The following is a 26466-nucleotide window of genomic DNA, read 5'->3' as shown; positions in this document are numbered from 1 at the left end:
GCAGCGTGCTAGATACTCCCGCGGGGGCGCGACGTGCCCACTCGGGATCTCCGAGAAAGACGCCGGGAGTATGGATCTTTGGACAGCGTGAGACAGGACGAACTTGAGAACGACGATGCCGCCGCAAACCATTGCGGCGAGCTTTCGGTCGACGAGATGACGGTGCAGGCGCAGGCCGCGTCGAACTTCCTCAAGGCGCTGGCGCACGAGGGGCGGCTGATGATCCTGTGCCATCTGTCCGCGGGCGAGAAGTCGGTGACCGAGCTGGAGAATCTCCTCGACTCGCGTCAGGCCGCGGTCAGCCAGCAGCTGGCGCGCCTGCGCCTCGAGGGGCTGGTCAGCTCGCGGCGCGACGGCAAGGCGATCTACTATTCGCTGAGCGACCCCAAGGTGGTGCGCGCGATCGGCCTCGTCTACGACATGTTCTGCAAGAAGCCGGGGACGGCCTGACACCGCCCCGCGGCCGTGACTGACGCCCTTGGAGCCGGGGGCCGCATTCTCGGCCACGGGGGCCCAGCCGCCCGGAGCGTAGCGACGCGGGGTGCGCCTACTCCATCACCGCGCTGATTTCCTCATCCGGGATGTCCTTGCTTGCCGTCTTCGCCTTCGGGCTACGCATGAAGAACGCCAGCAGGATCGCGGCAAGACAGACGAACATCATCAGCTTGAAGTCGTCGACATAGGAAATCATCGCCGCCTGCTGGTTCACCAGGTTGTCGACGACGCCCAGCATCGTTGGATCCCCCTTCGCCGCCGTCGGCAATTGCGCCTGCAGGTTCTGCGAATAGGGCGTGATGCTGCCCACCAGCTCGGTATGGTTCACCTGGATGTTTCGCGTCAGGATCGCCGACACCGCCGAGATGCCGATCGACGACCCGATGTTGCGCGTCAGCGAAAAGAGCGCCGTGCCATCGGTCCGGTAACGCGAGTCGAGCGTCGCGAAGGCCACGGTGGACAGCGGCACGAATACCAGCCCCAGCCCCAGCCCCTGGATCACGCCGGAGACGATGATGTCGAAATCGTCCATCTGGGGCGAGAATCCGGCCATGATCCACAGTGACCAAGCCGCCAGCAGAAGCCCCGCCACCACGAGGATCCGGGCGTCGATGAACTTTACCAGCCGCCCGACCAGCAGCATCGAGATCATCGTCCCCACCCCGCGCGGCGCCATCACCACCCCCGTCGTGATCGTCGGGTAGCCGAAGATGTTCGACAGCATCGGAGGCAGCAGCGCCAGCGACGCCAGCAGGATCACCCCGATCACGAAGATGAAGATCAGCCCGGTGACGAAGTTCCGGTCACGGAAGATGCCCGGGTCGATGAACGTGTCCTCGCCGGTCATGATATGCACCATGAAGACCCAGAAACCTGTGACGGACAGCCCCAGCTCGATCCAGATCTCGACCGAGTTGAACCAGTCGACCTCGCCGCCCCGGTCGAGGAGAAGCTGAAGCGCCCCCACCCCCAGCGACAGCATCGCGAAGCCGAAGAAGTCGAAGCTGCGCAACCTGGTCGCGATCCTCGGCAGGTAGGCCGCTGACCCGAGGAAGGCGAGGATCCCCACCGGCAGGTTGACGAAGAAGACGTAGCGCCAGTTGAACGTCTCGGTCAGGTAGCCGCCCAGGGTCGGCCCGATGATCGGCCCGACCATGATCCCCGCGCCCCAGATCGCCATGGCCTGGCCGTGACGCTCGCGCGGGTTGATGTCCAAAAGGAAGGTCTGCGACAACGGCACGATGGCGGCACCGAACACGCCCTGAAGCAGGCGGAACAGCACCATCACCTCGATATTCCAGGCAAGGCCGCAAGCCATCGAGAAGATGACGAAGCCCACGATGGAATAGAGGAACAGCTCGCGCCGGCCGAACCGGTCGGCCAGCCAGCCGGTCACCGGCGTCATGATCGCCGCGGCCACGATATACGAGGTCAGCACCCAGTTGATCGTATCCTGCGACGCGCCGAGGTCGCCCATCATGGAGGGCAGCGCGACGTTGGCAATCGTCGTGTCGAGCACCTGCATGATGGTGCCCAGCATGATGGATACCGTGATCAGGCCCCGGTGCGGGACCTCCTCGAAAGTCTCGGATGCCATGGCTGTCGCCCCGCCTCGCGCGTCAGTTCAGACCGATCATCCGCCCGATGGAGGCGAGCGAGCGGTGATGTTCGGTATCGACCGAGGCATAGGCGCTCATGCCCATGCGCAGCCCGATGTTCGGATCGGGATCGTCGAGATGCAGGTAGACCGGCACCCGTTGCGTGACCTTGACCCAGTTGCCGGTCGCGTTCTGGGCCGGCAGCAACGAAAATTCCGCCCCCGTCCCCGCGCCGACGGCGGTGACCGTCGCCTTGAATGTCCGGCCCGGGAAGGCGTCAAAGCTTACATCGGCTTTCTGACCCTTCTTGAGATATGTCAGCTGGGTTTCCTTGAAGTTCGCCTCGACCCAGGTGTCCCCGGTCTCGACCAGACTGAACAGCGAGGTCCCGGCCGAGACATAGGCGCCCGGCTTGAACGACGAGGCCTTGTAGATCACCCCGTCGGCGGGGGCGTAGACCGAGGTCTGCGCCAGGTCGTACTGCGCCTTGTCGAGGGCGGCCTGCGCCTGCATCACCGCGGGATGATCCACGGTCTTGATGTCGGCATTGCCGCCCAGCTGCGCCAGCGCCTGGTTCACGCCCTGCTGCGCCGCGGCCTGGGTCTGCTGCGCCGAATGCAGGTTGTGCACCGCGCTGTCGAGCGACGAGGTCGCGGCGACGCCCTTGGCGGCAAGCGCCTTCTGCCGGTCGTATTCGGTCTGGTAGTAGGTCACGCTGTCGGTCGCGTTCTTGAGCTGCGCGCGCGCTTGCGCCAGCCCGGCGCGCTGCATCTCGACCTGCAGCTTCGCCCCGGCGAGTGCGGCCTTGGCCTGCTCCACCGCGATCCGGTAGGGCTGCGGGTCGATCTGGAACAGCAGCTCGCCCTTCTTGACGTGCTCGTTCTCTGCGATGCCGACCTTGACGACACGGCCCGATTCCGTCGCGGCGACGGCAAAGCGCGCCTGCTCGAGGTTGGCGTTGTCCGTGCCCTCGTACTGGCCGCCGGTCAGCCAGACATAGCCCCCGGCCAGCACCAGAACCACCGGCACCGACAGCATCAGCGCCCGCCGACGGCCCTTCTTCCTGGGCGCGGGCGGGGTCGGCTCGGGCGCCTTGACCTGCGGCTGGGCGGCCTCGATCTTCGCCGCATCCTTCATCTTGACGTCACTCTTCGCGTTCATCGTTCTGGTCTTTCACCTGGGCGCGGCGGCCATAGCCGCCCTCGCCGTCCAATTCCGACAGGTTCGCCACCACGCGGCTGAGCCCCTCGATCAGCATGCGCCGTTCCTCGGCGTCCATCCCGGCCATCGCCTCCTCGAACACGCCACCGGCCATCGCCTTCACCTCGGCGTAGGCCGACAAGGCCTTCTCGGTCGGGTGGACCAGCCGCACGCGGCGGTCCTGCGGGTCGGGCGAACGGCGGACCCAGCCCGCCTGCTCCATGCGATCGACAAGGCGCGAGACGCTGATCGGCTCCACCTCGAGGACCTCGGCGAGCCGCGCCTGGGCGGAGCCCCCTCCGTCGCGCACGACATTGGCCAGAAGTCGCCATTGCGACGACGACAGCCCGTGCGCCTCGCCCCGCTGCTGAAAACGCCGGCGCAACAGGCGCGACGCGTCATGCAGCAGGAATCCCAGAGTATTGGTCGGCTTCATCTGATTCATGTGCAGCAGATAATATAAGCGCGCTTACAAAGCAAGTCCTAAGCACGCTTATAATGAGCCTTACAATAAAATCGAGTGAGTGATGCCCCTCAGCCCCGCGCGCCAACTGGGGGGGGGGGGGCGAAACGCGAAACGCCCCCGCAGGGCCACTGCGGAGGCGTTCGAAGCTCAATGAAGGGGCGGCGGTGCCGCCCGGCCGGTCGCGGATCAGGCCGCTCGCGACAGCAGGACGTCGTCGACCTGCTTCTGGGCGTTCATCTCGTCGGTGCCCGAGACGGCGGCCACTTCGCGGGTCAGGCGCTCAAGCGCCGCTTCGTACAGCTGACGCTCGGAATAGGATTGCTCGCGCTGGTCGTCGCTGCGATGCAGGTCACGCACAACCTCGGCGATCGACAGAAGATCACCCGAGTTGATCTTCTGTTCGTACTCCTGAGCGCGGCGCGACCACATCGCGCGCTTCACCCGCGCCTTGCCCTTCAGCGTGTCGAGCGCCTTGGTCACGACGTCCGGGGTCGACAGCGACCGCATCCCGACCTCGACCGCCTTGTTGGTCGGCACGCGCAGCGTCATCTTGTCCTTCTCGAACGAGATCACGAACAGTTCCAGCCGCAGTCCGGCAATGTCCTGCTCCTCGATCGAGACGATCTTGCCCACGCCATGGGCAGGGTAGACGACGAAGTCATTGGGGCGGAATTCGTTCTTCTTGGTTTTGGTCATCCAGTCGCATCCTCGCATGTCGCCCTTCCCGGGGTGTCGAGACGCGACAAGATCACGCCGGGAGGCAGGGCTTCCCGGTGATCCAAGTCGGCTTCGGACATAAAATCCACCTCACAGGCGAGCAGCTCTGCGGATGGCTTCGGGTCAGGCGTCCAGTTCTTTTGTGAAACTTATATAGCACAAAAAGGCCGCGTTTCAAAGCGGCGCAAAGATGAGCGACCTCACGGCGACGTGAGGGAAAACACCCCATCGCGCATCGCGTTCACCGCAGGAACGTCCTGCAACCCCTTGCCGGGACGAACCAATTCGGAAATTTGGTCATCCCTTGGCGGCGGCCGCCGCACTCCCGGCCGATGCACGTGCGTCACGACGCCGCCCGGGCGGGCGAATCGCCCCTCAGCTGCCTTCGCCGGCCGCCTCGGAAAAGTACTTCTTCAGCTTCTCCGTCTCGCCGTCGCGTTCCTCGGCCTCGGGCAGAGGATCCTTCTTCGTGACGATCACAGGCCAGAGCTCGGAATACTTGCGATTGAACTCCACCCAGCTTTCCATCTCCGGCTCGGTGTCCGGGCGGATCGCGTCGGCGGGGCATTCCGGCTCGCACACACCGCAGTCGATGCACTCATCGGGGTGGATGACGAGCATGTTCTCGCCCTCGTAGAAGCAATCCACCGGACAGACCTCGACGCAATCGGTGTATTTACACGCGATGCAATTGTCGATCACAACATAGGTCATGTAGCGGCTCCGTTCTTCCGACGTCTTGGGTAGCTAGCCCCAATGACCGGATCATTCAAGCAGGTCGCGGCGGGTTTGATCGAGGATGCGGCGATCTTTCTTCGTCGGGCGCGGACCCTCGGCCACGGGCGCCCCCCGGTCCCGCTCCGCCGGCGCTGGCGAAAGATCCTCATAGAGCGCCTGCGCCTCGGGCGCCGGGCCGCGCCTTATTCCCACCGCAAGGATCCTGACGACGCGCACCCGGTCGTGGGCGGCGAAGGTCAGCGTGTCCCCCGCCCCGACGGCCTGCGCCGGCTTCGTGACCCGGCGCGCGTTGACGCGCACCGCCCCGTCCGACACCACCTTGGCCGCCAGGCTGCGGGTCTTGAAGAACCGCGCCTGCCACAGCCACTTGTCCAGCCGCAGCGTCGCGCGCGGCGCGCTGCCGGAAATCTGCGTGTCGGGCGCGGTCCCGCTCAAGGTATCAGAGCTTGTCCTTCAGCCCCGACAGCGCGGCGGCGAAGGGGTTGTCGGGGTCGATCGGCTTCTCGCGGCGCGGCGGACGCGCCTCGAAGCTGCGCTGCTTGCCGCCGTCTTCGCGGCGCGGGCCACCCTTGCCCTTGGGGCCACCGGGCTTGCCACGCTTGCCGTCGGGTTTGCCGCCCGGCTTGCCGCCCGATTTGCCATCGCTCCGACCGTCGCGACCGCGCGGACGATCGCCCTGACCCTCCTGCGAGGCCTGCTGATTGCGGCCGCGCTTGCCGTCGTGGCGCGGACCGCGCGGACGCGGCGCCCAGGTGAAAGTGAAGAAGGTCTCCATTTCCGCCGGCTCGGCATCGGCCGCAGCCTCTGCCACGGCGGGGCCAGGCAGGTCGGGGTTGGGCAGGTCGGGGCCCGGCACCGGCACGGTCTCCGGCGGAAGATCCGCAGGAACCTCCTGCGGCGTCTCGGGTGGCGCTTCCTGCGGCAGGTCGCCCGGTGCCTCTTCGGGCGGGGTCGGTGCCGGAGTGTCGGGGGGCGTATCGGGGGGCGTATCTGGGCCCGGCTCCGGCGGGGTCTCGGGCGGCACGTCGGGGCCTGGCGCAGGAGGCGTCTCGGGCGACGTCGCCGGATCCGCGGCTTCGACCGCCTTCACCTTGGCCCGCTCGCCCTTCTCGGCCTTGTAGCCGAGGCCCTCCATCAGATCCGAGAACTGTTCCAGCGTCATGCCGGTGATCGAGAGCATGTCCGGCGTCGCCTCGAAGCCCCCGCGGCTGTCGCAGGCGCGCAGCAGGTCGGCAAGGCGTTCCAGCATGTCGATCCGGATCGCGCGGCTGCCAGCCGGGTGATAGCCGGCCAGCGTGTATTCCGCCTGCGGCACCTGCGGCACCACCGGGATCGTCACGAGGCCCGGCGGCGGGCTTTCGGGGAAGGTGTCGGCGCCCTGCGCGAGCGAGGCCAGCACCAACCGCAGCCGCGTCGGCGCGGGCTTGAGAAGGACCGGAAGGAAGATCGTGTACTGGCCGAAGCGCACGCCGTGGCGGCGCAGCGCGCCCCGCGCCTCCTGATCCAGCGACTTGATGTCGGACGCGATCGTCTGGCGCGGGATCAGCCCCAGCGCCTCGACCAGCTGGAACGCCACGCCGCGGGCCAGGCCCGTCAGCGTTTCGTCGCGCTTCAGCGCGAGGAGCGGTTCGAACAGCGCGGCCACCTTGCGGTCAATGAAATGCTGAAGCCGGCGCTGCACCTTCTGGGCGACATCCGGCCCGGCCTCTTCATCCACGAAGGCCACCGCCTGCGGCGCCATCACGTCGGGCCCGGCCACCAGCTTGCCCACCGCGGTGTCGCCCCACATCAGGCCACCCTGTTCGGTAAAGTCGAACTCGGTGTCCGGCGCGTTGTAGAACCGGTCGGCGCGCAGGCTGAATTCCGGCGCCAGCGCCTGCACGGCGGCCTGGCTCAGCGTCTTCGCCTCATCGCCCGTAGCCGAAGCGTCCCTGCGGAAGCGGAACCCTTCGAGACGGCCGATGAATTCGCCCTCAACCGTCACCTCGCCCTTGTCGTTCACCTCGGCCACGAGGGTCTCCTTCTGCTTCAGCCGGCGCATAAGCACGGATGTGCGCCGGTCGACAAATCTCTGGGTCAGCCGCGCATGAAGCGCATCCGACAGGCGGTCTTCTACCGCGCGAGTTTCCCCGCGCCAATGACTTTCGTCATCGACCCACCCCGCACGTTGCGCGACATAGGTCCACGTCCGGATGAACGCCAGGCGCTTGGAGATCGCGTCGATGTCCCCGTCTGGCCGATCGATCTGTTTCACGCGGCCGGCCAGCCAATCCGTCGGCACCCGCCCACCGTCGTGAACGAAACCGTGGATCCGCGCCAGAAGGCCCGCATGCTCCCCCCCGGATATACCACGGAAATCGGGAATCCGGCAGACGTCCCACAGCCTTTGCACGTCTTTCGGCGAGGTAACGCGGTCGCGGACCTCCTCCATTGCCGAAAGAGTTTTCAGCGCGCCCAGATCGTCAGCTTCGCGCACACGTGTCAGCCACTCGTCGGTGGTGTGCTGCTCGAGCGAGGCGATCAGCCGGTCGATCGTGCCGAAGTTCAGCGCGCCATTGCGCCAGTGCAGTTTGCGCACCGGTGCGAACTGGTGGTTCTCCACCGCCTCGACGACCTCTTCCTCAAGCGGCCGCGCCTCGCCCGTGACGCCGAAGGATCCCGGCTGCAGGTGCCGCCCGGCCCGACCCGCGATCTGGGCGATTTCCGGGATGTGCAGTGGGCGCATCCGATGGCCGTCGAACTTCGACAGCGCCGAGAAAGCGACATGCCGCACGTCGAGGTTCAACCCCATTCCGATCGCGTCGGTCGCCACGAGGTAATCGACGTCGCCGTTCTGATAAAGCTCCACCTGAGCGTTGCGCGTGCGGGGGGAAAGCGCCCCCATCACCACCGCGCAGCCACCCTTCTGGCGGCGGATGAGTTCCGCGATGGCATAGACGTTTTCCACCGAAAACCCGACGATCGCCGCCCGGCCCGGCATCCGGCTGATCTTCTTCGACCCGGCATAGCGCAGTTCCGAAAACCGTTCCCGCGCCACGAAGCCAGCCCCCGGCACCAGCGCCGAGATCGCCGGGCGCATCGTGTCCGCCCCCAGTAGCAGAGTCTCGTGCAGACCGCGCGCGTTCAGCAACCGGTCGGTGAAAACATGGCCGCGGTCGGGGTCAGCGCACAGCTGGATCTCGTCCACCGCGACGAAATCGGCGCCGATCCCCACCGGCATCGCCTCGACCGTGCAGACCCAGTACTGGGTGCGCTCGGGCACGATGCGTTCCTCGCCCGTCACCAGCGCCACCACCGATGGGCCGCGAATCGCCACGATCTTGTCGTAGACTTCGCGCGCCAGCAGGCGCAGCGGCAGGCCGATCACCCCCGTGCGATGCGCCAGCATCCGTTCGATTGCGTAATGGGTCTTGCCGGTGTTCGTCGGTCCGAGGACCGCCGTGACCCGTCCGGGACGCTGCAACATCTTCTGATCAGAGCTCCTCGCCCGCCGCCGCCGCCTCGAGGCGGTGGATCGCGTCGTTGACCCGCGACTGGTGCGGGTCGATCGCGGCCGAGGCCTTGTAGGCCTCGAGCGCCTTCTTGTCGAATCCGCTGCCTTCCAGGATCATTCCCAGACCGGCAAGCGCCCCGAACTGCTTGGGGTTCAGTTCCAGTGTCTTGCCGATGTCCGACAGCGCCGGGCCGAACAGTCCGGCCTGGTAATAGGCCATGGCGCGCAGGTTGTAGCCTTCCGCAAAGCCCGGCGCATGGTCGATCAGCGCCGTCAGATGGGCGATCGCCGCGTCGGTATGATTGGTTTCGATGGCGGCCTTGCCGCGCGCCAGCAACAGGTCCATCGACGCCGACCCGGAAGAGGACCACGCCCGCAACAGGTCGGACTGCGCCTTGCGCCAGACGCTGGGATCGTCCGATTTCAGCTCGTTCAGCAGCTTCGTGGTGTCGGGTTCCGGCGCCTCGCCCGGGGCCCTGCCCGCCTGCGCATCCCCACCGGGCAGCGGAAGCGGCTGACCGGGCGGCACCGGGCCCGGAAGCCTGGGCTTGGGCGCCGAAGGATCGGGGGTGGCATCGGGCGCGGATTGACCCGGAACCACATCGGCCGCTGCCGCATTCGTCATCAAGGCAGCCATCGGCAGAAGCCCGAGGGCAACTGCCGCAACGATATGGTTGAGATATGTGCCGCGACTACCCATAACGGTGACGAGTGTAGCCCACACGCCGGGAATTGCCAGTGGCCGAATGCCACGGAGCCCGGCCCCGGGGCGCCAAAGCAACCTACCGGAGGATCTTCCCAGATGAGCGAACTGATCGACCAGGCCGTCACCGCGCTGCAGGCCAAGATGGACGGCGATTTCGACGGCAAGGCCAAGTTCACGATCCCCGGCGAGGGCTCCATCATGGTCGACGGCGCCAACGTCCACGCGGGCGACGAGGAAGCCGACGTCACGCTCACCGCCGACGCAGAAACCTTCCGCGCGATCCTCGAGGGCGACCTGAACCCCACCACGGCCTTCATGTCGGGCAAGCTGTCGATCGACGGCAACATGGGACTGGCGATGCAGCTGGGTTCGGCGCTGGCCTGACGCCATGGCGGTCGCCCCGGATCCCAGCGCGATCAAGGACGGCGGGCCCCCGGATGCCCCGCCCGCCGATGCCCCGTTCCACGACGATGTCTCGGAAGGGCCCGCGCCCGCGCATTGCCTCTGGCTTACCGCCCGCGACGGAGTGCGCCTGCGCGCGGGCTTCTGGCCGGAGGGAGAGCGCGGCACCGTGCTCCTGCTGCCGGGCCGCACCGAATATGTCGAGAAATACGCCCCCGCCGCCGCCGATTTCGCGGCCCGGGGCTATGCCATGCTTGCCATCGACTGGCGCGGACAGGGCCTTGCCGACCGCCCCCTTGCAGAGCGCAACATGGGCCACGTCGCGCGCTTCGCGGATTATCAGAACGACTTGCAGGCTGTCATCGCGGCGGCGGAGCGGCTGGACATGCCCCGGCCCTGGTACCTGGTCGGCCATTCCATGGGTGGCGCCATCGGCCTGCGCGCGATCTACGAGGGACTTCAGATCAAGGCGGCGATGTTCTCGGCCCCGATGTGGGGCATCTTCATCCCGCCGGCGATGGTGCCCGTGGCCTGGGGCGTCTCGACCATCGCGCGCAACGCGGGGCTTGGCGACCGCTTCATTCCCGGTGGCGGGCCGGTGACCTACGTCGCCGACGCACCGTTCGAGGACAACACCCTCACCACCGACCGGGCGATGTTCGACATGATGAAGCGTCAGGTCACCACCCACCCAGAGCTGTCGCTGGGCAGCCCAAGCATCCACTGGCTCTACGAGGCGCTCTACGAATGTCGCCGGCTGTGCCGCCGCAAGGCGCCGAAGATGCCGATGATCACCTTCCTCGGGATGAACGAGCGCATCGTCCGCGTGCCCGCGGTCGAGGGCCGGGTTGCAAGCTGGCCCGGTGCGCTGCTGGTCCGGGTGCCCGGCGCCGAGCACGAGATCATGATGGAGACGCCGACCACCCGGGCGCAGTTCTTCGACGCCGCCGCCGAGCTGTTCGCGGCGCACCGCTAGGGCGCCACCTTGGGGTAGCGGCACCCTAGCCCGGCTGTGACTAGCCCGACTGTGACCCATGACGCGGCCCGTACTGCGGCCCGTACTGCGATCGGTGCCCCCTCAGGCCCTCTCCCACGTGGTCATGACATCGGCGCCGACCGCCTCGGCCCCGGTCTGGCGAAACCGCGGCGCCTCGGCCAGCGCGCCGAGACCCAGCGCACCCAGCGCCGGGCGCCCTTCGGCCCCGAGCGCGAGGCCCGCCTGGAACACCACCAGCCGGTCCACCGCCCCCGCCGACAGAAGCGAGGCCGCCAAGGCCCCCCCGCCCTCACAATAGACGCGGGTCAGCCCCGCCTGCCCCAGCGACCCGAGCAGCGCGAGCGGGTCGAGCTGGCCATCCACCCCCGCCGCGACAGGCAGCAGCCGCGCGCCAAGCCCCTGCCAGCGGGTCGCGGCCGCCTCCCGCGTCTGGCCCGGATCATGGGCCAGCCACAGCGGCGCCTCGCCAAGGCTGCCCGCAAGCCGCCCGTCGTCGGGCAGATCGAGCCGCCGCGCGGCGATCACCCGCACCGGCTGCACCGCGGCCCCCATGTCGCGCACCGTCAGCAGCGGATCGTCGGCCCGGGCCGTGCCCCCGCCCACCAGCACCGCGTCATGCGCCATCCGCTGGGCATGTACCCGGCGGCGTGCCTCGGCCCCGGTGATCCATCGGCTTTCGCCGCTTGCCGTCGCGATCCGGCCGTCGAGGCTCGACGCCAGTTTCAGCGTCAGCAGCGGACGGCCCTGCGTCACCCGGCTGAGGAAACCGGCATGATCGCGCCGCGCCGCTGTGGCCTCCACCCCTTCGGTCACCGCGATGCCCGCCGCGCGCAGGATGTCGTGACCACGCCCGGCGACCCGCGGATCGGGATCCCCCAGCGCCGTGACCACCCGCGCCACCCCCGCGCCGACCAGCGCCTTGGCGCAGGGCGGCGTCTTGCCGTGGTGGGCGCAGGGTTCAAGCGTGACATAGGCCGTCGCGCCACGCGCCGCCTCTCCCGCTTGCGCCAGCGCCACCACCTCGGCATGCGGCCTGCCGCCGGGCTGGGTCCAGCCACGCCCGACCACCCGGCCGTCGCGCACCAGAACGCAGCCGACGGCGGGATTGGGCCAACACCGGCCCTGCCCGCGCCGGCCCAGCGTCAGCGCCAGCCACATGAAGCGGCGGTCGCCCTCGGCCTCGGCTGCGGGGTTCATCGCTTCAGTGGTCGAGATGATCGTCGGGACGCAGTTCCGAAACGAACTTGTCGAAATCGTCGGCGGCCTGGAAGTTCTTGTAAACGCTTGCGAAACGCACGTAGGCCACGGTGTCGATCCGGGCCAGCGTCTCCATCACGATCTCGCCGATCGTCTTCGATGGGATGTCCGTCTCTCCCATGCTTTCCAGCCGCCGCACGATGCCCGAGATCATCTGGTCGATGCGCTCCGGCTCGATCGGGCGTTTCTGCATCGCGATGCGGATCGAGCGTTCCATCTTGTCGCGGTCGAAATCCTCTCGCTTGCCGGACGACTTGATCACCACGAGGTCGCGCAGCTGCACCCGCTCGTAGGTGGTGAAGCGCCCGCCGCAAGCGGGACAGAAGCGCCGCCTGCGGATCGCGACGTTATCCTCGGCAGGCCGGGAATCTTTCACCTGCGTGTCGATATTTCCACAGAAGGGGCAGCGCATCGGCTCTCCTCGGGGGTCGGTTCCGTGTTATCCACAGGTACTATAGGCCACCCTCCAGAGTTTGGGTAGGGGCCTCTTCATCCCACAACATCGCGAGGGACGACTGAGTCCGATCCGCCGCACCTGGCCCTTCGTGGGGGCGGCGTGAAAGGGTCAATCGGGGCGGAAATGCAGGGCGATCTCGCGCCGGTGCGGGGCGCGGCGATGTTCGACGAGGTAGATGCCCTGCCAGGTGCCCAGGGCCATCCGCCCGCCCGCCACGGGGATCGAAAGGCTGACCGGCAGCAGTGCCGCCTTGATATGGGCAGGCATGTCGTCCGGCCCCTCGTAGGTGTGGCGCAGGTAGGACATCGACGGATCGTCGGACGGCGGCACCAGCCGCGTCAGGAACGCGGCCAGATCGGTGCGCACCTCGGGATCGGCATTCTCCTGGATCAGCAGCGAACAGGAGGTGTGGCGCACGAAGACGGTCAGCAGGCCATCGCCTACCCCCTTCAGCCAGCGCGCCACCTCGGGCGTGACCTCGGTCAGGCCGGGACCGTGGGTGTCGACGCTGATCCGAATCTGCATCCGTCGCCCCGGATCAATCGCCACCGAAGGCCACGACCGGCATGATCGGGCAGAAGCTGCCCGTCGCCTCGCCCACCGAGAAGCCGGGGCCCGAGTTGCCGAAGCGCACGATACCCGACTTCTGCGCATTCTCGGGCGAAAGGGAGAAGTCCATCCCCTGCCCGGTATGCCGCGGCGGCGGCGAGGTGCGGTACATCTGCGTCGTGGCACCCTGGTTGAGCATGACCTGCGCGAATTCACCCGCCGCGCACCAGTAGGACCCGGGGCCGTCGTCGGTGCCCGGCCCCGGCTCGACGCGGAACGTCCCCGGCCCGGTCGAGGTCACCCAGAGCTGGTTCTTGGCAAGGTAGCGCCCGGCCACCTCGCTTTTTGGCTGGGGCAGGCTGCAGGCAGACAGGGCACCGGCGGCGAGAAGGGCAACGAGGGCGAGGCGCATGGCGGACTCCGGGTTGGGACTGCCCTAGAGATAGGTGGAACCGGGCAAAAGGCCAATGGGTGACAGGTCCTGCCGATTTTTCGATCCGCAGGATGCGTTTCAACGCAGCTGAGAGTTGGCGCAGAGAAAAGGTGCGTTGAAACGCACCCTACACGACGAAAAAGGCGCCCCGCAGGGCGCCCTTCGATCACTGGTCGAGGAAGCTGCGCAGCTTGCGCGAGCGGCTCGGATGCTTGAGCTTACGCAGCGCCTTCGCCTCGATCTGGCGGATCCGTTCGCGGGTGACCGAGAACTGCTGGCCAACCTCTTCCAGCGTGTGGTCGGTGTTCATGCCGATGCCGAAACGCATCCGCAGGACCCGCTCCTCGCGCGGGGTGAGCGAGGCCAGAACCCGCGTCGTGGTTTCCTTCAGGTTCTCCTGAATGGCGGAATCCAGCGGCAGGATCGCGTTCTTGTCCTCGATGAAATCGCCAAGCTGGCTGTCCTCCTCGTCCCCGATCGGGGTTTCGAGGGAGATCGGCTCCTTGGCGATCTTCATCACCTTGCGAACCTTTTCCAGCGGCATCTGCAGCTTTTCCGCCAGCTCTTCCGGCGTCGGCTCCCGGCCGATCTCGTGCAGCATCTGGCGGCCGGTGCGGACCAGCTTGTTGATCGTCTCGATCATGTGGACCGGGATGCGGATGGTCCGCGCCTGGTCGGCGATCGAACGGGTGATCGCCTGGCGGATCCACCACGTCGCATAGGTCGAGAACTTGTAACCGCGGCGATACTCGAACTTGTCCACCGCCTTCATCAGGCCGATGTTGCCTTCCTGGATCAGGTCGAGGAACTGCAGCCCGCGGTTGGTGTACTTCTTGGCGATCGAGATCACGAGGCGCAGGTTGGCCTCGACCATCTCCTTCTTGGCCGAGCGGGCCTCTTTCTCGCCCTTCTGCACCTGGTTCACGATGCGGCGGAATTCACTGATGTCGACGCCGACATACTGGCCGACCTGCGCCATCTCGGCGCGCAGATCCTCGACCTTGTCGCGCGAACGGTCGATCAGCGCGTTCCAACCGCGGCCATCCTTGGCCGCCATGCGGTCAAGCCACGCGGGATCAAGCTCGTACCCACGATATTCGTCGATGAACTCGCGCCGATTGATGCGGGCCTGGTCGGCCAGCTTCACCATGTTCGAATCGATCGACATGATCTTGCGGTTGATGCCGTAGAGCTGGTCGATCAGCGCCTCGATCCGGTTGTTGTGCAGGTGAAGCTCGTTCACCAGGAGCACGATCTCGGAGCGCAGCTTCTGATAGGCCTGCTCGGCCTCCAGCGTGAAGCTGTTGTCCTCGTTCAGCGTGGCCGACATCCGCATGTCCTGCATCTCGGCCAGGGCTGCGTAATCGTGGGCGATCTGTTCAAGCGTCTCCAGCACGCGCGGCTTCAGCGCGGCCTCCATCGCCGCCAGCGACATGTTCGACTGGTCGTCGTCATCGTCGTCGCCGTCATCCTCGCGCGACAGCGGGTTGCCGTCGGCGTCCAGCTCCGGCTCGCTGCGCTGCGACTTGCTTTCGCTGTCGGTGCTGGCCGCGCCGGTGACGCCCTCCAGCTCCTCGTCGTCATCCTCCATCGAGCGCCCGAAGGTCGTCTCGAGGTCGATGACGTCGCGCAGCAGAATGTCCTCGTTCAGAAGCTCGTCGCGCCAGATGGTGATCGCGTGAAAGGTCAGCGGGCTTTCGCACAACCCGGCGATCATCGTGTTGCGTCCGGCCTCGATCCGCTTGGCGATCGCGATCTCGCCCTCGCGCGACAGAAGCTCGACCGAGCCCATCTCGCGCAGGTACATCCTGACCGGGTCGTCCGTGCGATCGAGCGTCTCCGACGTCGAGGTCGAAAGCGCCACCTCGCGCGAGCCGGAGCCGGTCTCGACGACCTGGCCACCCTTCTGGTCGCCATCCTCCTCGTCCGCCTCGTCGTTCTCGATGACATTGATGCCCATCTCCGAGAGCATCGACATCACGTCCTCGATCTGTTCGGACGACACCTGTTCCGGCGGCAGGACCTCGTTGAGCTGGTCGTAGGTGATGTAGCCGCGCTCCTTGGCGTCGGCGATCATCCGTTTCACCTTCGCCTGGCTCATGTCGAGCGTGACATCGGCCTCCTGCTCTTCGGTCTTGGCGTCGTCGGTGTCCTTCATGGCCATGGTCACTCCTGGTTACCGGCGGGATGATTCGGCGGGCTGTAACGAATCATTCGCATTGTTCTATAGAATCATTAGTTCGAATCACAGGGCAGGAAAGGCATTCAGTGCCTTTTCTTGACCCAGACCTGGCTGTCGATCAGCGCCTGTAGCTGTTGGGACAACGCCGTGCGGTCCTCCCCCAGGTCGCCCGAATCATTGAGGTCCGACCGGCCGGCCCGCGCCATCGCTTCCGCCGCCTGCCCAAGACGCCACGTGACCCCCTCGTCGGCCAGCCCTCCCAGATCCTCGACCGCGTGTTCGATCTCCTTCCGGACGCCGCGCCGCGCATCGAGTTTCGCAAGTTCCTCTGCCAGGCACATACGGGCAAGGTCGGTGTCTTCGGTCTTGAGCACGGGCGGTGCCGTCGTGACATGGCCAAGCGAGAACAGCGTTTCAAGGGCATCGCCCGCATCGCGCGCGATTTCTTCCTTCAATTTTTCCACATCACCCAGGTCCGCGTGCCGCAAAAGCGCGCCGCGCAACAGGGCATGGCCCGGACCGGTCAGGTCCAGATCCTCGATCTGGTGCTCGAATTCCGGGATCAGGACCGGGTGGGTGATCAGCACGGCCAGGATCACCGCCTCGCGCAGCCGCTCCTCGGCCATGTCGCCCCCCGAAACGAGAAGCGACCCCTTGGTCCCCTCCGTCGGCGCCACCGGCAGTTGCGCAAACCGCCCCCGACCGCCGCCGCCCCGGTAAGCCGGGTTCGGCACGAAATCCCGGCCGCCACCCCTGCCGCCAAAGCCTCCTCCGAAGCCGCCGCCAAAGCCGCCACCGCCTTCGCGGGCGCGCCCCTGCCCGAAAAGATCGCGGCGCAGGTCGGCCACCACCTCGCCGTAATGGCTGCGGATCGAGGGGTCGGCGATCTTCTTGATCGTCGCGCGCAACGACTTGTCCAGCGCCGCGCGCCGCTCGGGACTGTCGAAGACCTTCCCCTCGGTCTCGCGCCGCCACAACAGGTTCACCATCGGGATCGCCCCCTCAAGCAGCGCCTGCATCGCCGCCGCGCCCTGCGTCTTGATCAGGTCGTCGGGATCAAGACCCTCGGGCAGCAGGCAGAACCGCAGTCCGTTCCCGGCCTCCAGCATCGGCAGCGCCACGTCGATCACCCGCATCGCCGCGCGCAGCCCTGCGCTGTCGCCGTCGAGCGCGATCACCGGCTCGGGCGAGATCCGCCACAGAAGGCGCAGCTGATCCTCGGTAATCGCGGTGCCGAGGGGGGCCACCGTCGCCGTGAACCCCGCCTCGCTCAGCGCGATCACGTCCATGTAGCCCTCGGCCACCACCAGGGTCTTGCCCTTGCCCGCGCCTTCCCGTGCCGGCCCGTGGTTGTAAAGGCTGCGCCCCTTGTCGAAGAGCGGTGTCTCGGGCGAGTTCAGGTACTTGGCATTGTCGTTCGGATCCATCGCCCGCCCGCCGAAGGCGATCGCCCGCCCCCGCGCGTCGCGGATCGGGAACATGATCCGGTTGCGGAACGTGTCGTAGGGCTGCTTGCCCTTGGTCGAGGCCTTCGCAAGCCCGGCGCCGAGGATCAGATCCTCGGCCACGCCCTTGCCGCGCAGGTGATCCCAGAGCGTCTGCCACCCCGCGGGCGCAAAGCCGATCTCGAACCGCTGGCGCGCGCCATCGGTGAGCTTGCGCCCGTCAAGATAGGCCCGCGCCTCCGTCCCCTGCCCGGTAGAGAGCTGCAGGCGGTAGAACTGCACCGCCGCCTCCATGACCCGGGCAAGCTCGGTGTTCCGGTCGGCCTTCTCCTGCGCCTTGGGATCGCGGGCGGGCATCGGCATCCCGGCCTCGCGCGCGAGGATCTCGACCGCCTCCATGAAGCCCACGTTCTCGGTCTCGCGCACGAAGCTGAGCGCGTCGCCCTTCGCATGGCAGCCGAAGCAATAGTAGAATCCCTTGCGGTCATCGACATGGAACGAGGCGCTCTTTTCCTGGTGGAACGGACAGGGCGCCCAGAAATCGCCCTTGCCCTGGTTCGACTTGCGCATGTCCCACGTGACCTTGCGGCCCACCACCTGGGAAAGCGGCGTGCGGCTGCGCAATTCGTCGAGGAAACCGGGCGGGAGACTCATGCGCCCAGCATATCCGATGCAGAGCCCCCGCTGTCCAGATGCCAATCGCCCCCCAACCCTTCCGCCGGCCGAACCGTCGCGGCGGGGGCGCTGCCCCCTGCACCCCCCGGGATATTTTCGAGCAGAAAGTACAGAGGGGCTGTCTTCTTCTGAGTGGAAATATCCCACGGGGGTGCGGGGGTGTGAAACCCCCGCGGATGCGGCGGGTGCGGGTCCGGGACGGGGGTAGCCTCCGGCGCGTTCCCACGACGAGCGGCCGAAGGCCGCGAGGAGGGTTCAGCCCTCGCGCGCGGTGATCTGGCGCATGGCGGTGGCGATCTCGTGCACCGCCGTGCGCGCCATCGACCGGAAAACGAGGATCTCGATCCCGTCGTCCGCGCGCATCACCACCCCCGTCATGTGACCGAGCGGCGCGCGCGCCGCCGCGCCCGGGCCGAAGGCCGGGGGGCGCAGGTCGATCGGCACGAGGCGGGCCAGCACCTCTTCCGTGCCGGGGCCGGCCAGCCGCAGGCCGACCCAGCCATCGCTCTGGTCGGTCAGCGCCGCCAGCCCGGCAAGCGGCCCGGGGGCCGCGTCGAGCAGAAGGGCCTGCCCCGGCCCGAACCAGACGATCCGGCCGACCGGGCCAGTTTCCATCCGGTTCGGCGCGGGTAAGGTCAGGCCCATGGGGGCCAGCGCCTCGGCCACCGCGCGCCCCTTGCCCCGAAACGGCGCGACCGAGGTCACCGCTGCCGGCGTCGCGTCGGACAGCACCAGCGCGCCATGGGTCACCGGCACCAGCCCCTCCAGCGCCGATTTCGCGATCAGATCAGCCACGCGCCCGCCCTCCGTCCTTGTCGAAGAACACCGGATCCACCACCTCGCACAGCGTGTCGAGCCCGCGCAGGTGGTCCTTCATCCGAACCCGGCTGCCATGCCGCCCCCGGCCCTCCCGGAGGAAGGCAAGGCCGATATGGCTCTGCAACGTCGGCGACCAGCAGCAGGAGGTCACGTAGCCTTCGGAATGTTCGCGCACCGCCGGGTGCCCCTCGCGGAAGAGATGCGCGCCCGAGGCGATCTCGTGCTTGGCATTGAGCGGGCGCAGGCCTACCAACTCCTCGCGCCCCGCTTCCGGCCCCTCGCGCATCCCCGGGCGCTGCGAAGCGGCCTTGCCGATGCAATCCTTCTTCGCGCTCACCATCCGGCCCATGCCGATGTCGCCCGCGGTGATGCGGCCGTGGATCTCGGCATGGGTGATCAGGCCCTTCTCGATCCTGAGCACGTTCAGCGCCTCCATCCCGTAGGCGCCGCCGCCCAGCGTCTCGGCCCGGCCCACGAGGTCGCGGTAGAGCGCCTCGCCATACCGGGCCGGCACCGCGATCTCGTAGGCATGTTCGCCCGAGAACGAGATCCGGAAGAGCCGCGCCGCCACACCCGAGACGGAGACCTCGCCGCAGCCCATGAACGGAAACGTCTCCGGATCGACAGGCGCATCCAGCAGCGTGTCGAGCAGCGGGCGTGATTTCGGCCCCGCCACGGCGAATTGCGCCCAGTGTTCGGTGACCGACGCGATGTGGATATCCCGCCCGGCACAGAATGCCTGGCGCGCGAAATCGAGGTGGCGCATCACCTCGCCCGCCGCGGCGGTGGTGGTGGTCATCAGGTAGTGGTCCGGGCCGAGGCAGGCGGTGGTGCCGTCGTCCATGACATGGCCGTCCTCGCGCAGCATCAGGCCGTAGCGCACCCGCCCCGGTTTCAGGGTCGAGAAGGTATTGGCGTAGACGAGGTCGAGGAAGGCAGCCGCATCGGTGCCCTGGATGTCGATCTTGCCCAGTGTGGAGACGTCGCAGATGCCGACCGCGTTCCGCACGTAGCCGACCTCGCGGTTGCAGCTGTCGCGCCAGTTGCGTTCACCCGGCCGGGGGAAATAGCCGGGTCGGTACCACAGCCCCGCCTCGATCATCGGCGCGCCGCGCTCGGCGCCGGCCGTGTGCGAGGTGGTAAAGCGTTCGGGCGCAAACCCCTTGTGCAGGCCGCCCGCGCCCAGCGCGGCGATCGACACCGGCGAATAGGGCGGGCGGAAGGTCGTGGTTCCCGTGCCCTCGATCCCCCGTCCCGTCGCGTCGGCAAGGATCGCCAGCGCCGCGACGTTCGAATTCTTGCCCTGGTCAGGCGCCATGCCTTGGGTGGTGTAGCGTTTCATATGCTCGACGCCGGCGTAATTCTCCTGCGCCGCCAACCGCACGTCCTTGGCCGTCACGTCGTTGGCAAAGTCGAGCCAGGCGCGCCCCTTGCCCTCGACGATCCAGAAGGGTTTCAGCGCATAGGCCGCGTCCTCGGCCTCGGGGATCTCGGGCGCGGGAGCGGTGAAGCCGAGGCCGGAGGCCGCCTCCGCCCCCTTGGCCGCGCCATCGGACAGGCACCCGGCAGTCGAGAACACCCCCGCCGCCGCGCCGCAGACAATCATGCCGGGGATCGCGCCCTCCTTCGGCAGGAATGCCGCAAGATCGGGGTTCCAGACCGGGCGCCCGCCCATGTGGCAGGTCAGGTGCACAGAGGGGTTCCAGCCCCCCGAGACCGCCAGCAAGTCGGCGGTCACCTCGTGCAGCGCGCCCTCGTGGCGGAACGAGACCTTGGTCAGCCCGTGCCGCCCCTCGGTCCCCGTCACCTGCGCACCGCGATAGACCGGGCCGTCGGCCACGGCCGAGCTGTCGGGACGGACGTCGATCACCGCCGCCACCTCGAACCCCGCGGCCTTCAGATCCGCCGCCGTGCGGCGTGCACCGTCGTTGTTGGCGAAGATCACCGCCCGGCGACCCGGCACCGCGGCATAGCGGTTGAGGTAGCAGCGCACCGCGCCCGCCATCATCACGCCGGGGCGGTCGTTCGACGGAAAGGCGATGCCGCGTTCCAGCGCACCGGCGGCCAACACCGCGCGCTTGGCCACGATCCGCCAGAAGCATTCGCGCGGCAGATCACCCGGCTCGCCAAGGTGCAGCGACACCCGCTCCAGCGCCGCGTAGGTGCCGCCGTCATAGGCGCCCGCCACGCTGGTCCGGGTCATGATCCGCACGTTGGGCAGCGCCTCAAGCTCGGCCACCACACCCGCGACCCAGTCGGTGGCGGCGCTCCCGCCCACCTCTTCGCGCTCGGACAGAAGCCGCCCGCCGGGCCGTACATCCTCGTCGGCGAGGATCACGTCCGCCCCGGCCCGCCCCGCCGCCAACGCGGCCATCAGGCCCGCGGGCCCGGCACCGATCACCAGCACATCGCAGAAGGCCCAGGCCTTTTCGTAGGCGTCCTCGTCAGGCTTGCCCGACAGCGCACCGATCCCCGCTGCACGGCGGATGAGCGGCTCGTAAAGCTTTTCCCAGAAGGCGCGCGGCCACATGAACGTCTTGTAGTAGAACCCTGCGCTGAGCATCGGTGCCGCGAAATCGTTCACCGCCGCCAGGTCGAAGGCGAGCGAGGGGAAACGGTTCTGGCTGCGCGCGCTCAGCCCCTCGTAAAGCTCCTGCACCGTGGCGCGGGTGTTGGGCGTGCTCTGGCCGCCGGGCTGGTCGATCTGCACCAGCGCATTGGGTTCCTCCGATCCGGCGGTCAGGATCCCGCGCGGGCGGTGATACTTGAAGCTGCGCCCGACGAGGCGCACGCGATTGGCGATCAGTGCCGAGGCAAGGGTGTCGCCCGCGTAGCCGCTCATCTGGTGGCCGTCGAAGCGGAAGGAAATCGGCTTCGATCGGTCGATCAGGCCGCCGGGGATCCTCATGCGGGGCTTCCTTCTTCAAAGTGCTGCGCGGCGCGTACCAACTCGCCCCTTCCCGGGGCGGCCGCCCCGGATCGCGCCCCACCCTCGGTACCGGGCGCGATCCGCAGCGCAAAATGCCTGCCACCGGACAGCGTCATTGGTCCTGCTCCTTCTCCACCGTCTCCACCCCCAGCACAGCGTGCGTGACGGTGTTGCGGGTGACCACCAGCCACGCCCCGCAGCCCAGCGAATGGTGCCACAAGTCGCGCGTCACCCCGGCGGGGTTGTCGCGCAGGTGAAGGTAGGCGTCCCAGGCCGCGGGCTCCGCCCCCTCGCCGGGACGGTGCAGGTAATCCTCGGCGCCGGAATAATAGAATTCTCGCCGGTCTCTCTCGCCGCAATGGGGGCAGGTGATGCGCATGGATGCCTCAGTGCAGATTGTGCTGGCTGCCGGTGCCTTCTTCATCCAGAAGATGCCCCGTCTCGAACCGGTTCAGGCGGAAGCGGCGGGCGACCTCGTGGCTTTCGCCCGTGGCCATCAGATGCGCCATGCACCAGCCCGAGGCCGGCACCGCCTTGAACCCGCCGTAGTTCCAGCCGCAATCGACGAACAGCCCCTCGATGGGCGTCTTGTCGATGATCGGCGATCCGTCGGGCGTCATGTCCATGATCCCGCCCCACGACCGCAGCACACGCGCCCGCCCGATCATCGGCATCAGCGCCATCCCCGCCTCCATCACATGCTCCACCGCCGGCAAGTTGCCGCGCTGCGCGTAGGAGGCATACATGTCGATGTCGCCGCCGAAGACGAGACCGCCCTTGTCGGATTGCGAGATGTAGAAATGCCCCATGCCGAAGGTCACGACATGGTCGATCGCAGGCTTCAGCCCTTCGGTGACGAAGGCCTGCAGGACATGGCTCTCAACCGGCAGCCGCATCCCGGCCATCGCCGCCGTCTGGCCCGATCGGCCTGCGGTGACCATGCCCACCTTGCCCGCCCTGATCGGGCCACGCGTGGTCTGCACCCCGGTCACCCGGCCGGCGTGGATGTCGATCCCCGTGACCTCGCAGTTCTGGATCAGGTCGACGCCCCGCATGTCGGCGCCCCTGGCATAACCCCAGGCCACTGCATCATGCCGCGCGGTGCCGCCGCGGGCGTGATAGAGGCCCCCCATCACCGGGAACCGCGCATTGTCGAAATCCAGATAGGGCAGCATCCGCCGCAGGCGCGGCCGATCCAGCAGCACCGCATCGTCGCCCTGGTTCACCATGGCATTGCCGCGCCGCGCCGCCGCGTCGCGTTGACCGTCCGAATGGAACAGGTTGATGATGCCGCGCTGCGAATGCATCACGTTGTAGTTCAGCTCCGCTTCGAGCCCTTCCCAGAGCTTGAGCGAATGCGAATAGAACTCGGAGTTTCCCGGCAGGAAGTAGTTCGCGCGCACGATGGTGGTATTGCGCCCGATGTTGCCCGAGCCGAGATAGCCCTTCTCGAGCACCGCGATGTTGGTCATCCCGTGGTTCTTGGCCAGGTAGAAAGCGGTCGCCAGCCCATGACCGCCACCACCGATGATGATCGCGTCATAGCTGTCCTTGGGTGCCGGGTCGCGCCACACGGGCTTCCAGCCCTTGTTGCCGGTCAGCCCCTCGGCAATGACCCGAAGCCCGGAATAGCCGCTGAAGATCCCCATCCTGGCCCCCTGCCCGACGCACCGAGGCGAGTGAAGCGCCTCTTGGCACGAACTTCAATGGCCCCCGGCACGGAAACCGGCTCCAACCGCGACAGATCCTGTCTCGCTTGCGACCCCGAGGCGCCCCTGAGGAAACGACGGGGCCACCACAAGGCCGTTGCCGCCCCCGCGCCGCATCCACCCGGGGGCGCTCCGCACGCGCCGAGTCTGCGGGGGTTTCACACCCCCGCACCCCCGTGGGATATTTTCACTCAGAAGAAAGCAAGACCTCTCCCCTTCTTCTGAGCGGAAATATCCCGGGGGTCCGGGGGCTGGCCCCCGGCCCGGCCTTCAAAGCCCCTTGGACCGGTAGGCCTTGGCGACCCGGTCGATCGCCACCACGAAGGCGGCGATGCGCAGGTCGGCGATATCCTCGCGGCCGTGCCAGAGCGCGCGCATCTCGCCATAGGCCGAGCGCATCGTGTCGTCGAGGCCAGAGCGGACCAGCTCCAGCTCGTCCGCGCCACGCAGGTACTGGCTCTTGAACGTCGGCGAGAGCTGCCAGCCGCGGTCGGCCGAGAGGCGCTCGAGCTCGTCCACCAGCAGCTGGTGACGGGCTTCCTCGCGCCGGCGTTCCAGCCGGCCGAAGCGGATGTGGGTGAGGTTCTTGACCCATTCGAAATAGCTGACCGTCACCCCGCCCGCGTTGGCGTAGAGGTCGGGGATGATGACCTTGCCGCGCGCGCGCAGGATCTCGTCGGCGCCGAAGGTGATGGGGCCGTTCGCGGCCTCCGCGATCAGCGGCGCCTGGATGCGGTGGGCATTGGCGAGGTTGATCACCCCCTCCATCGCCGCCGGGACCAGGATGTCGCACTCGGCCTCCAGAAGCGTCGCGCCCTTTTCGACATAGGTGGCGCCGGGATAGTCCTTGATGCCACCATGGGCGACAAGCCACTGGCGCACCGCCTCGACGTCGAGCCCGTCCTCGGACCACAGCCCGCCGTCGCGTTCGACGATGCCGGTGACGCGGGCGCCGTCCTCGGTCGAGAGGAAGAGCGCGGCGTGATAGCCCACGTTGCCGAGGCCCTGCACAACCACGCGCTTGCCGTCGAGCGTGCCGGAAAGGCCGGCCTTCGCACGGTCCTCTGGGTGGCGGAAGAATTCGCGCAGGGCGTATTGCACGCCGCGCCCCGTGGCCTCCACCCGGCCCTGGATGCCGTCGCCGTTCAGCGGCTTGCCGGTGACGCAGGCGCGGGCGTTGATGTCGGTGGTGTTCATGCGCTGGTACTGGTCGACGATCCAGGCCATCTCACGCTCGCCGGTGCCCATGTCGGGGGCCGGCACGTTCTGGGAGGGGTTGATCAGGTCGCGCTTGATCAGCTCGTAGGCGAAGCGCCGGGTGATCTGCTCCAGCTCGTGCTCCTCGTACTGGGTCGGGTCGATGCACAAGCCCCCCTTGGAGCCGCCGAAAGGGGTTTCGACCAGCGCGCATTTGTAGGTCATCAGCGCGGCCAGCGCCTCGACCTCGTCCTGGTTGACGGAGGTGGCGTAGCGGATGCCGCCCTTGACCGGCTCCATGTGCTCGGAATGCACCGAGCGGTAGCCCACGAAGGTCTCGATCTTGCCCCTCAGACGCACCCCGAAGCGCACGGTGTAGGTCGAGTTGCAGACCCGGATCTTCTGTTCCAGCCCCGGCGACAGGTCCATCACCTGCACCGCGCGGTTGAACATCATGTCGACGGATTCGCGAAAACTCGGTTCGCTCATTGCGGCCATCTCTCTCTCCCAGCTGGCGCCCCCCGGGGCTGCTCGGCCCTGAGGCGGGGGGCTTGGTTCGCCCCGCCGGTATACGCCCCCTGCGCCGGACCGCCACCCCCCGTCGCGCGGCACCGCGCAGAACGCCCGCCCCTGGGCGAATCGCCTCCTGGGGCGCCCGGCACCGCCAGGCGTGCCGGTCTGCACATCGGCAGGGCCATGGGCGGGGCAAGGGCGAAACACGCCGGTTTCCGCCGTTTTCGCCCCTATTGGTTGCCAAATGACGAACAGATCCGGGCATCGCCCCAGGATCATCGCCGGAAATGTTCGATCCGTCGGGTTTCGACCGCGGTTGCGCCTCATTTTCGCCCCAACCCCCATGGCAAATAGGCGTTGGATTGGGCTTCCGCATGCCGGGTGGCACGCGCTGCTGGGGACTTTGGGTACCGGGATCACCCGGCAGAGGAAGAGTGATGTGGAAGACGCAGAAATCCTGTGCAGAATCCGTCATGCCATGCGCCAACACTGAAGGCGCCGCGACGCGACGCCTTCGCTCGCGGATGCGCCGCCGTGCCCTGACCCGGTTCCGCACTCTAACCCGTTTCCGCGATGACGAAAGCGGTGCGATGTTCGTGTTCGGTCTGCTGATGCTGACCGGGATGCTTGTCGTCTCGGGGATGTCGATCGACGTCCTGCGCTATGAAATGCTCCGGTCCAGGCTGCAGAACACGCTCGACGCCGCAACGCTGGCGGCGGCGAACCTCGACCAGACCCAGGATCCGACCTCGGTGGTCCTCGACTACATGGACAAGGCGGGCCTCGGCGACTACATCACCGCCAGCGACGTGACGGTCACATCGAGCATCAACGCCCGCACCGTGACGGCGACGGCCTCGGGCCAGGTGAATTCGATCTTCATGAGCATGCTGGGCGTCGACACGCTGGATCCCAGCGCCAACAGCACGGCGAAAGAGGCGATCGGCAACGTCGAGATCTCGCTGGTGCTCGACGTCTCCGGCTCGATGAACACCAGCGACAAGATCGGCAACCTCAAGACCGCCGCGACCCAGTTCGTCAGCAAGATGTTCAACACCGTCGACCCCGGCAAGCTGTCGATCTCTATCATTCCCTACGCGGCGCAGGTGACGGCAGGGCCCGAACTGTTTTCGTATTTCAATACCACCAAGGATCATGATTACAGCTACTGCGTGGACTTCTCGTCGAGCGACTTCACCCAGACGGCGATCGCGCTGACCGAGAAGATCCAGCAGGCCGCGAACTGGGATCCATGGGGCACCTCCTACCACTCGCCGTGGCTGGATCCCGGCAGTTCGTGGAGGGTGTGCCCGCTCGAATCCAGCCGCTACATCCTGCCGTTCTCGGGCACGCAATCGACGCTCGACAGCATGATCGACGGGCTCAAGGCCGGCGGCAACACCTCGATCGACGTCGGCATGAAATGGGGCGTGGCGCTGCTCGATCCCGCGGCGCAGCCGATCGTCAGCGACATGATCAACAAGGGAGA

At 67.5% G+C, this 26466-nt stretch carries 23 protein-coding genes; 4 read left to right on the top strand and 19 right to left on the bottom strand.

Annotated elements, in window-relative coordinates:
- The first annotated feature begins 156 nt into the window (after window positions 1-156).
- Window positions 157-450: an ArsR/SmtB family transcription factor gene (locus tag CVV76_RS02025; RefSeq protein WP_102222999.1), complete on the top strand. Its 294-nt coding sequence runs from the start codon at window positions 157-159 to the stop codon at window positions 448-450.
- Between the two features lie 97 nt (window positions 451-547).
- Here the strand turns inward: CVV76_RS02025 and CVV76_RS02020 are convergent, their stop codons facing one another.
- The 8 genes from CVV76_RS02020 to CVV76_RS01985 form a co-directional block, all read right to left on the bottom strand.
- Window positions 548-2092 (bottom strand): DHA2 family efflux MFS transporter permease subunit, encoded by a 1545-nt coding sequence (locus CVV76_RS02020; RefSeq protein WP_102222963.1) that lies wholly within the window; start codon window positions 2090-2092, stop codon window positions 548-550.
- Window positions 2093-2114: 22 nt separating this feature from the next.
- Window positions 2115-3254 (bottom strand): HlyD family secretion protein, encoded by a 1140-nt coding sequence (locus CVV76_RS02015; RefSeq protein WP_102222962.1) that lies wholly within the window; start codon window positions 3252-3254, stop codon window positions 2115-2117.
- Window positions 3238-3729 (bottom strand): MarR family winged helix-turn-helix transcriptional regulator, encoded by a 492-nt coding sequence (locus CVV76_RS02010; protein WP_102222961.1) that lies wholly within the window; start codon window positions 3727-3729, stop codon window positions 3238-3240. Before CVV76_RS02010 ends, CVV76_RS02015 begins: the two co-directional genes overlap by 17 nt.
- 216 nt (window positions 3730-3945) lie before the next feature.
- A complete protein-coding gene (locus tag CVV76_RS02005) occupies window positions 3946-4455 on the bottom strand; it encodes a CarD family transcriptional regulator (RefSeq protein ID WP_102222960.1) in 510 nt (169 codons plus the stop codon).
- A gap of 396 nt (window positions 4456-4851) precedes the next feature.
- Entirely contained in the window at window positions 4852-5190 is a 339-nt protein-coding gene (gene fdxA, locus CVV76_RS02000; RefSeq protein ID WP_102222959.1) for a ferredoxin FdxA, read from the bottom strand.
- Window positions 5191-5241: 51 nt separating this feature from the next.
- Window positions 5242-5649, bottom strand: a complete 408-nt coding sequence (locus tag CVV76_RS01995) for an RNA-binding S4 domain-containing protein (protein WP_233192677.1) — start codon at window positions 5647-5649, stop codon at window positions 5242-5244.
- Window positions 5650-5653: 4 nt separating this feature from the next.
- The gene (locus CVV76_RS01990; protein ID WP_102222958.1) at window positions 5654-8680 is read right to left on the bottom strand and encodes a helicase-related protein; all 3027 of its coding nucleotides are present in this window, start codon (window positions 8678-8680) and stop codon (window positions 5654-5656) included.
- A 7-nt stretch (window positions 8681-8687) separates the two neighbouring features.
- A complete protein-coding gene (locus tag CVV76_RS01985) occupies window positions 8688-9332 on the bottom strand; it encodes a hypothetical protein (protein ID WP_233192676.1) in 645 nt (214 codons plus the stop codon).
- A gap of 177 nt (window positions 9333-9509) precedes the next feature.
- Here CVV76_RS01985 and CVV76_RS01980 point away from each other — a divergent pair, with 177 nt between their 5' ends.
- Window positions 9510-9797, top strand: a complete 288-nt coding sequence (locus CVV76_RS01980) for an SCP2 sterol-binding domain-containing protein (RefSeq protein ID WP_102222957.1) — start codon at window positions 9510-9512, stop codon at window positions 9795-9797.
- 4 nt (window positions 9798-9801) lie between these two features.
- On the top strand, window positions 9802-10791 hold the full coding sequence (locus CVV76_RS01975; protein ID WP_102222956.1) for an alpha/beta fold hydrolase: 990 nt from the start codon (window positions 9802-9804) through the stop codon (window positions 10789-10791).
- A gap of 102 nt (window positions 10792-10893) precedes the next feature.
- Here CVV76_RS01975 and ribD read toward each other — a convergent pair whose 3' ends face one another.
- The 11 genes from ribD to CVV76_RS01920 form a co-directional block, all read right to left on the bottom strand.
- Window positions 10894-12009 carry a bifunctional diaminohydroxyphosphoribosylaminopyrimidine deaminase/5-amino-6-(5-phosphoribosylamino)uracil reductase RibD gene (gene ribD / locus CVV76_RS01970; protein ID WP_233192675.1) on the bottom strand — a complete coding sequence of 372 codons (1116 nt, stop codon included), beginning with the start codon at window positions 12007-12009 and terminating at the stop codon, window positions 10894-10896.
- Window positions 12010-12013: 4 nt separating this feature from the next.
- Window positions 12014-12481 (bottom strand): transcriptional regulator NrdR, encoded by a 468-nt coding sequence (nrdR, locus tag CVV76_RS01965; RefSeq protein ID WP_102222955.1) that lies wholly within the window; start codon window positions 12479-12481, stop codon window positions 12014-12016.
- 153 nt (window positions 12482-12634) lie between these two features.
- Entirely contained in the window at window positions 12635-13051 is a 417-nt protein-coding gene (locus CVV76_RS01960) for a secondary thiamine-phosphate synthase enzyme YjbQ (RefSeq protein WP_102222954.1), read from the bottom strand.
- Between the two features lie 13 nt (window positions 13052-13064).
- Window positions 13065-13487 carry a hypothetical protein gene (locus CVV76_RS01955; protein WP_102222953.1) on the bottom strand — a complete coding sequence of 141 codons (423 nt, stop codon included), beginning with the start codon at window positions 13485-13487 and terminating at the stop codon, window positions 13065-13067.
- 187 nt (window positions 13488-13674) lie between these two features.
- Window positions 13675-15672 (bottom strand): RNA polymerase sigma factor RpoD, encoded by a 1998-nt coding sequence (rpoD, locus tag CVV76_RS01950; protein WP_102222952.1) that lies wholly within the window; start codon window positions 15670-15672, stop codon window positions 13675-13677.
- A gap of 101 nt (window positions 15673-15773) precedes the next feature.
- A complete protein-coding gene (dnaG, locus tag CVV76_RS01945; RefSeq protein ID WP_102222951.1) occupies window positions 15774-17789 on the bottom strand; it encodes a DNA primase in 2016 nt (671 codons plus the stop codon).
- Between the two features lie 276 nt (window positions 17790-18065).
- Window positions 18066-18605: a sarcosine oxidase subunit gamma gene (locus CVV76_RS01940; protein ID WP_233192674.1), complete on the bottom strand. Its 540-nt coding sequence runs from the start codon at window positions 18603-18605 to the stop codon at window positions 18066-18068.
- Window positions 18598-21537: a sarcosine oxidase subunit alpha family protein gene (locus CVV76_RS01935; protein WP_102222949.1), complete on the bottom strand. Its 2940-nt coding sequence runs from the start codon at window positions 21535-21537 to the stop codon at window positions 18598-18600. Before CVV76_RS01935 ends, CVV76_RS01940 begins: the two co-directional genes overlap by 8 nt.
- Window positions 21538-21670: 133 nt before the next feature.
- The gene (locus CVV76_RS01930) at window positions 21671-21937 is read right to left on the bottom strand and encodes a sarcosine oxidase subunit delta (protein WP_102222948.1); all 267 of its coding nucleotides are present in this window, start codon (window positions 21935-21937) and stop codon (window positions 21671-21673) included.
- Between the two features lie 7 nt (window positions 21938-21944).
- Entirely contained in the window at window positions 21945-23207 is a 1263-nt protein-coding gene (locus CVV76_RS01925; protein ID WP_102222947.1) for a sarcosine oxidase subunit beta family protein, read from the bottom strand.
- 330 nt (window positions 23208-23537) lie between these two features.
- Window positions 23538-24962: a Glu/Leu/Phe/Val family dehydrogenase gene (locus CVV76_RS01920; RefSeq protein WP_102222946.1), complete on the bottom strand. Its 1425-nt coding sequence runs from the start codon at window positions 24960-24962 to the stop codon at window positions 23538-23540.
- A 605-nt stretch (window positions 24963-25567) separates the two neighbouring features.
- Between CVV76_RS01920 and CVV76_RS01915 the strand changes: the two genes are divergently transcribed.
- Window positions 25568-26466, top strand: an 899-nt coding sequence (locus CVV76_RS01915) for a pilus assembly protein TadG-related protein (protein WP_199178472.1), incomplete at its 3' end; no start/stop codon positions are given.

It is taken from the genome of Acidimangrovimonas sediminis, assembly GCF_002871005.1.
In the GTDB taxonomy this organism is placed as follows: Bacteria; Pseudomonadota; Alphaproteobacteria; order Rhodobacterales; family Rhodobacteraceae; genus Acidimangrovimonas; species Acidimangrovimonas sediminis.
This window is presented reverse-complemented; position numbering and strand designations above follow the sequence as displayed.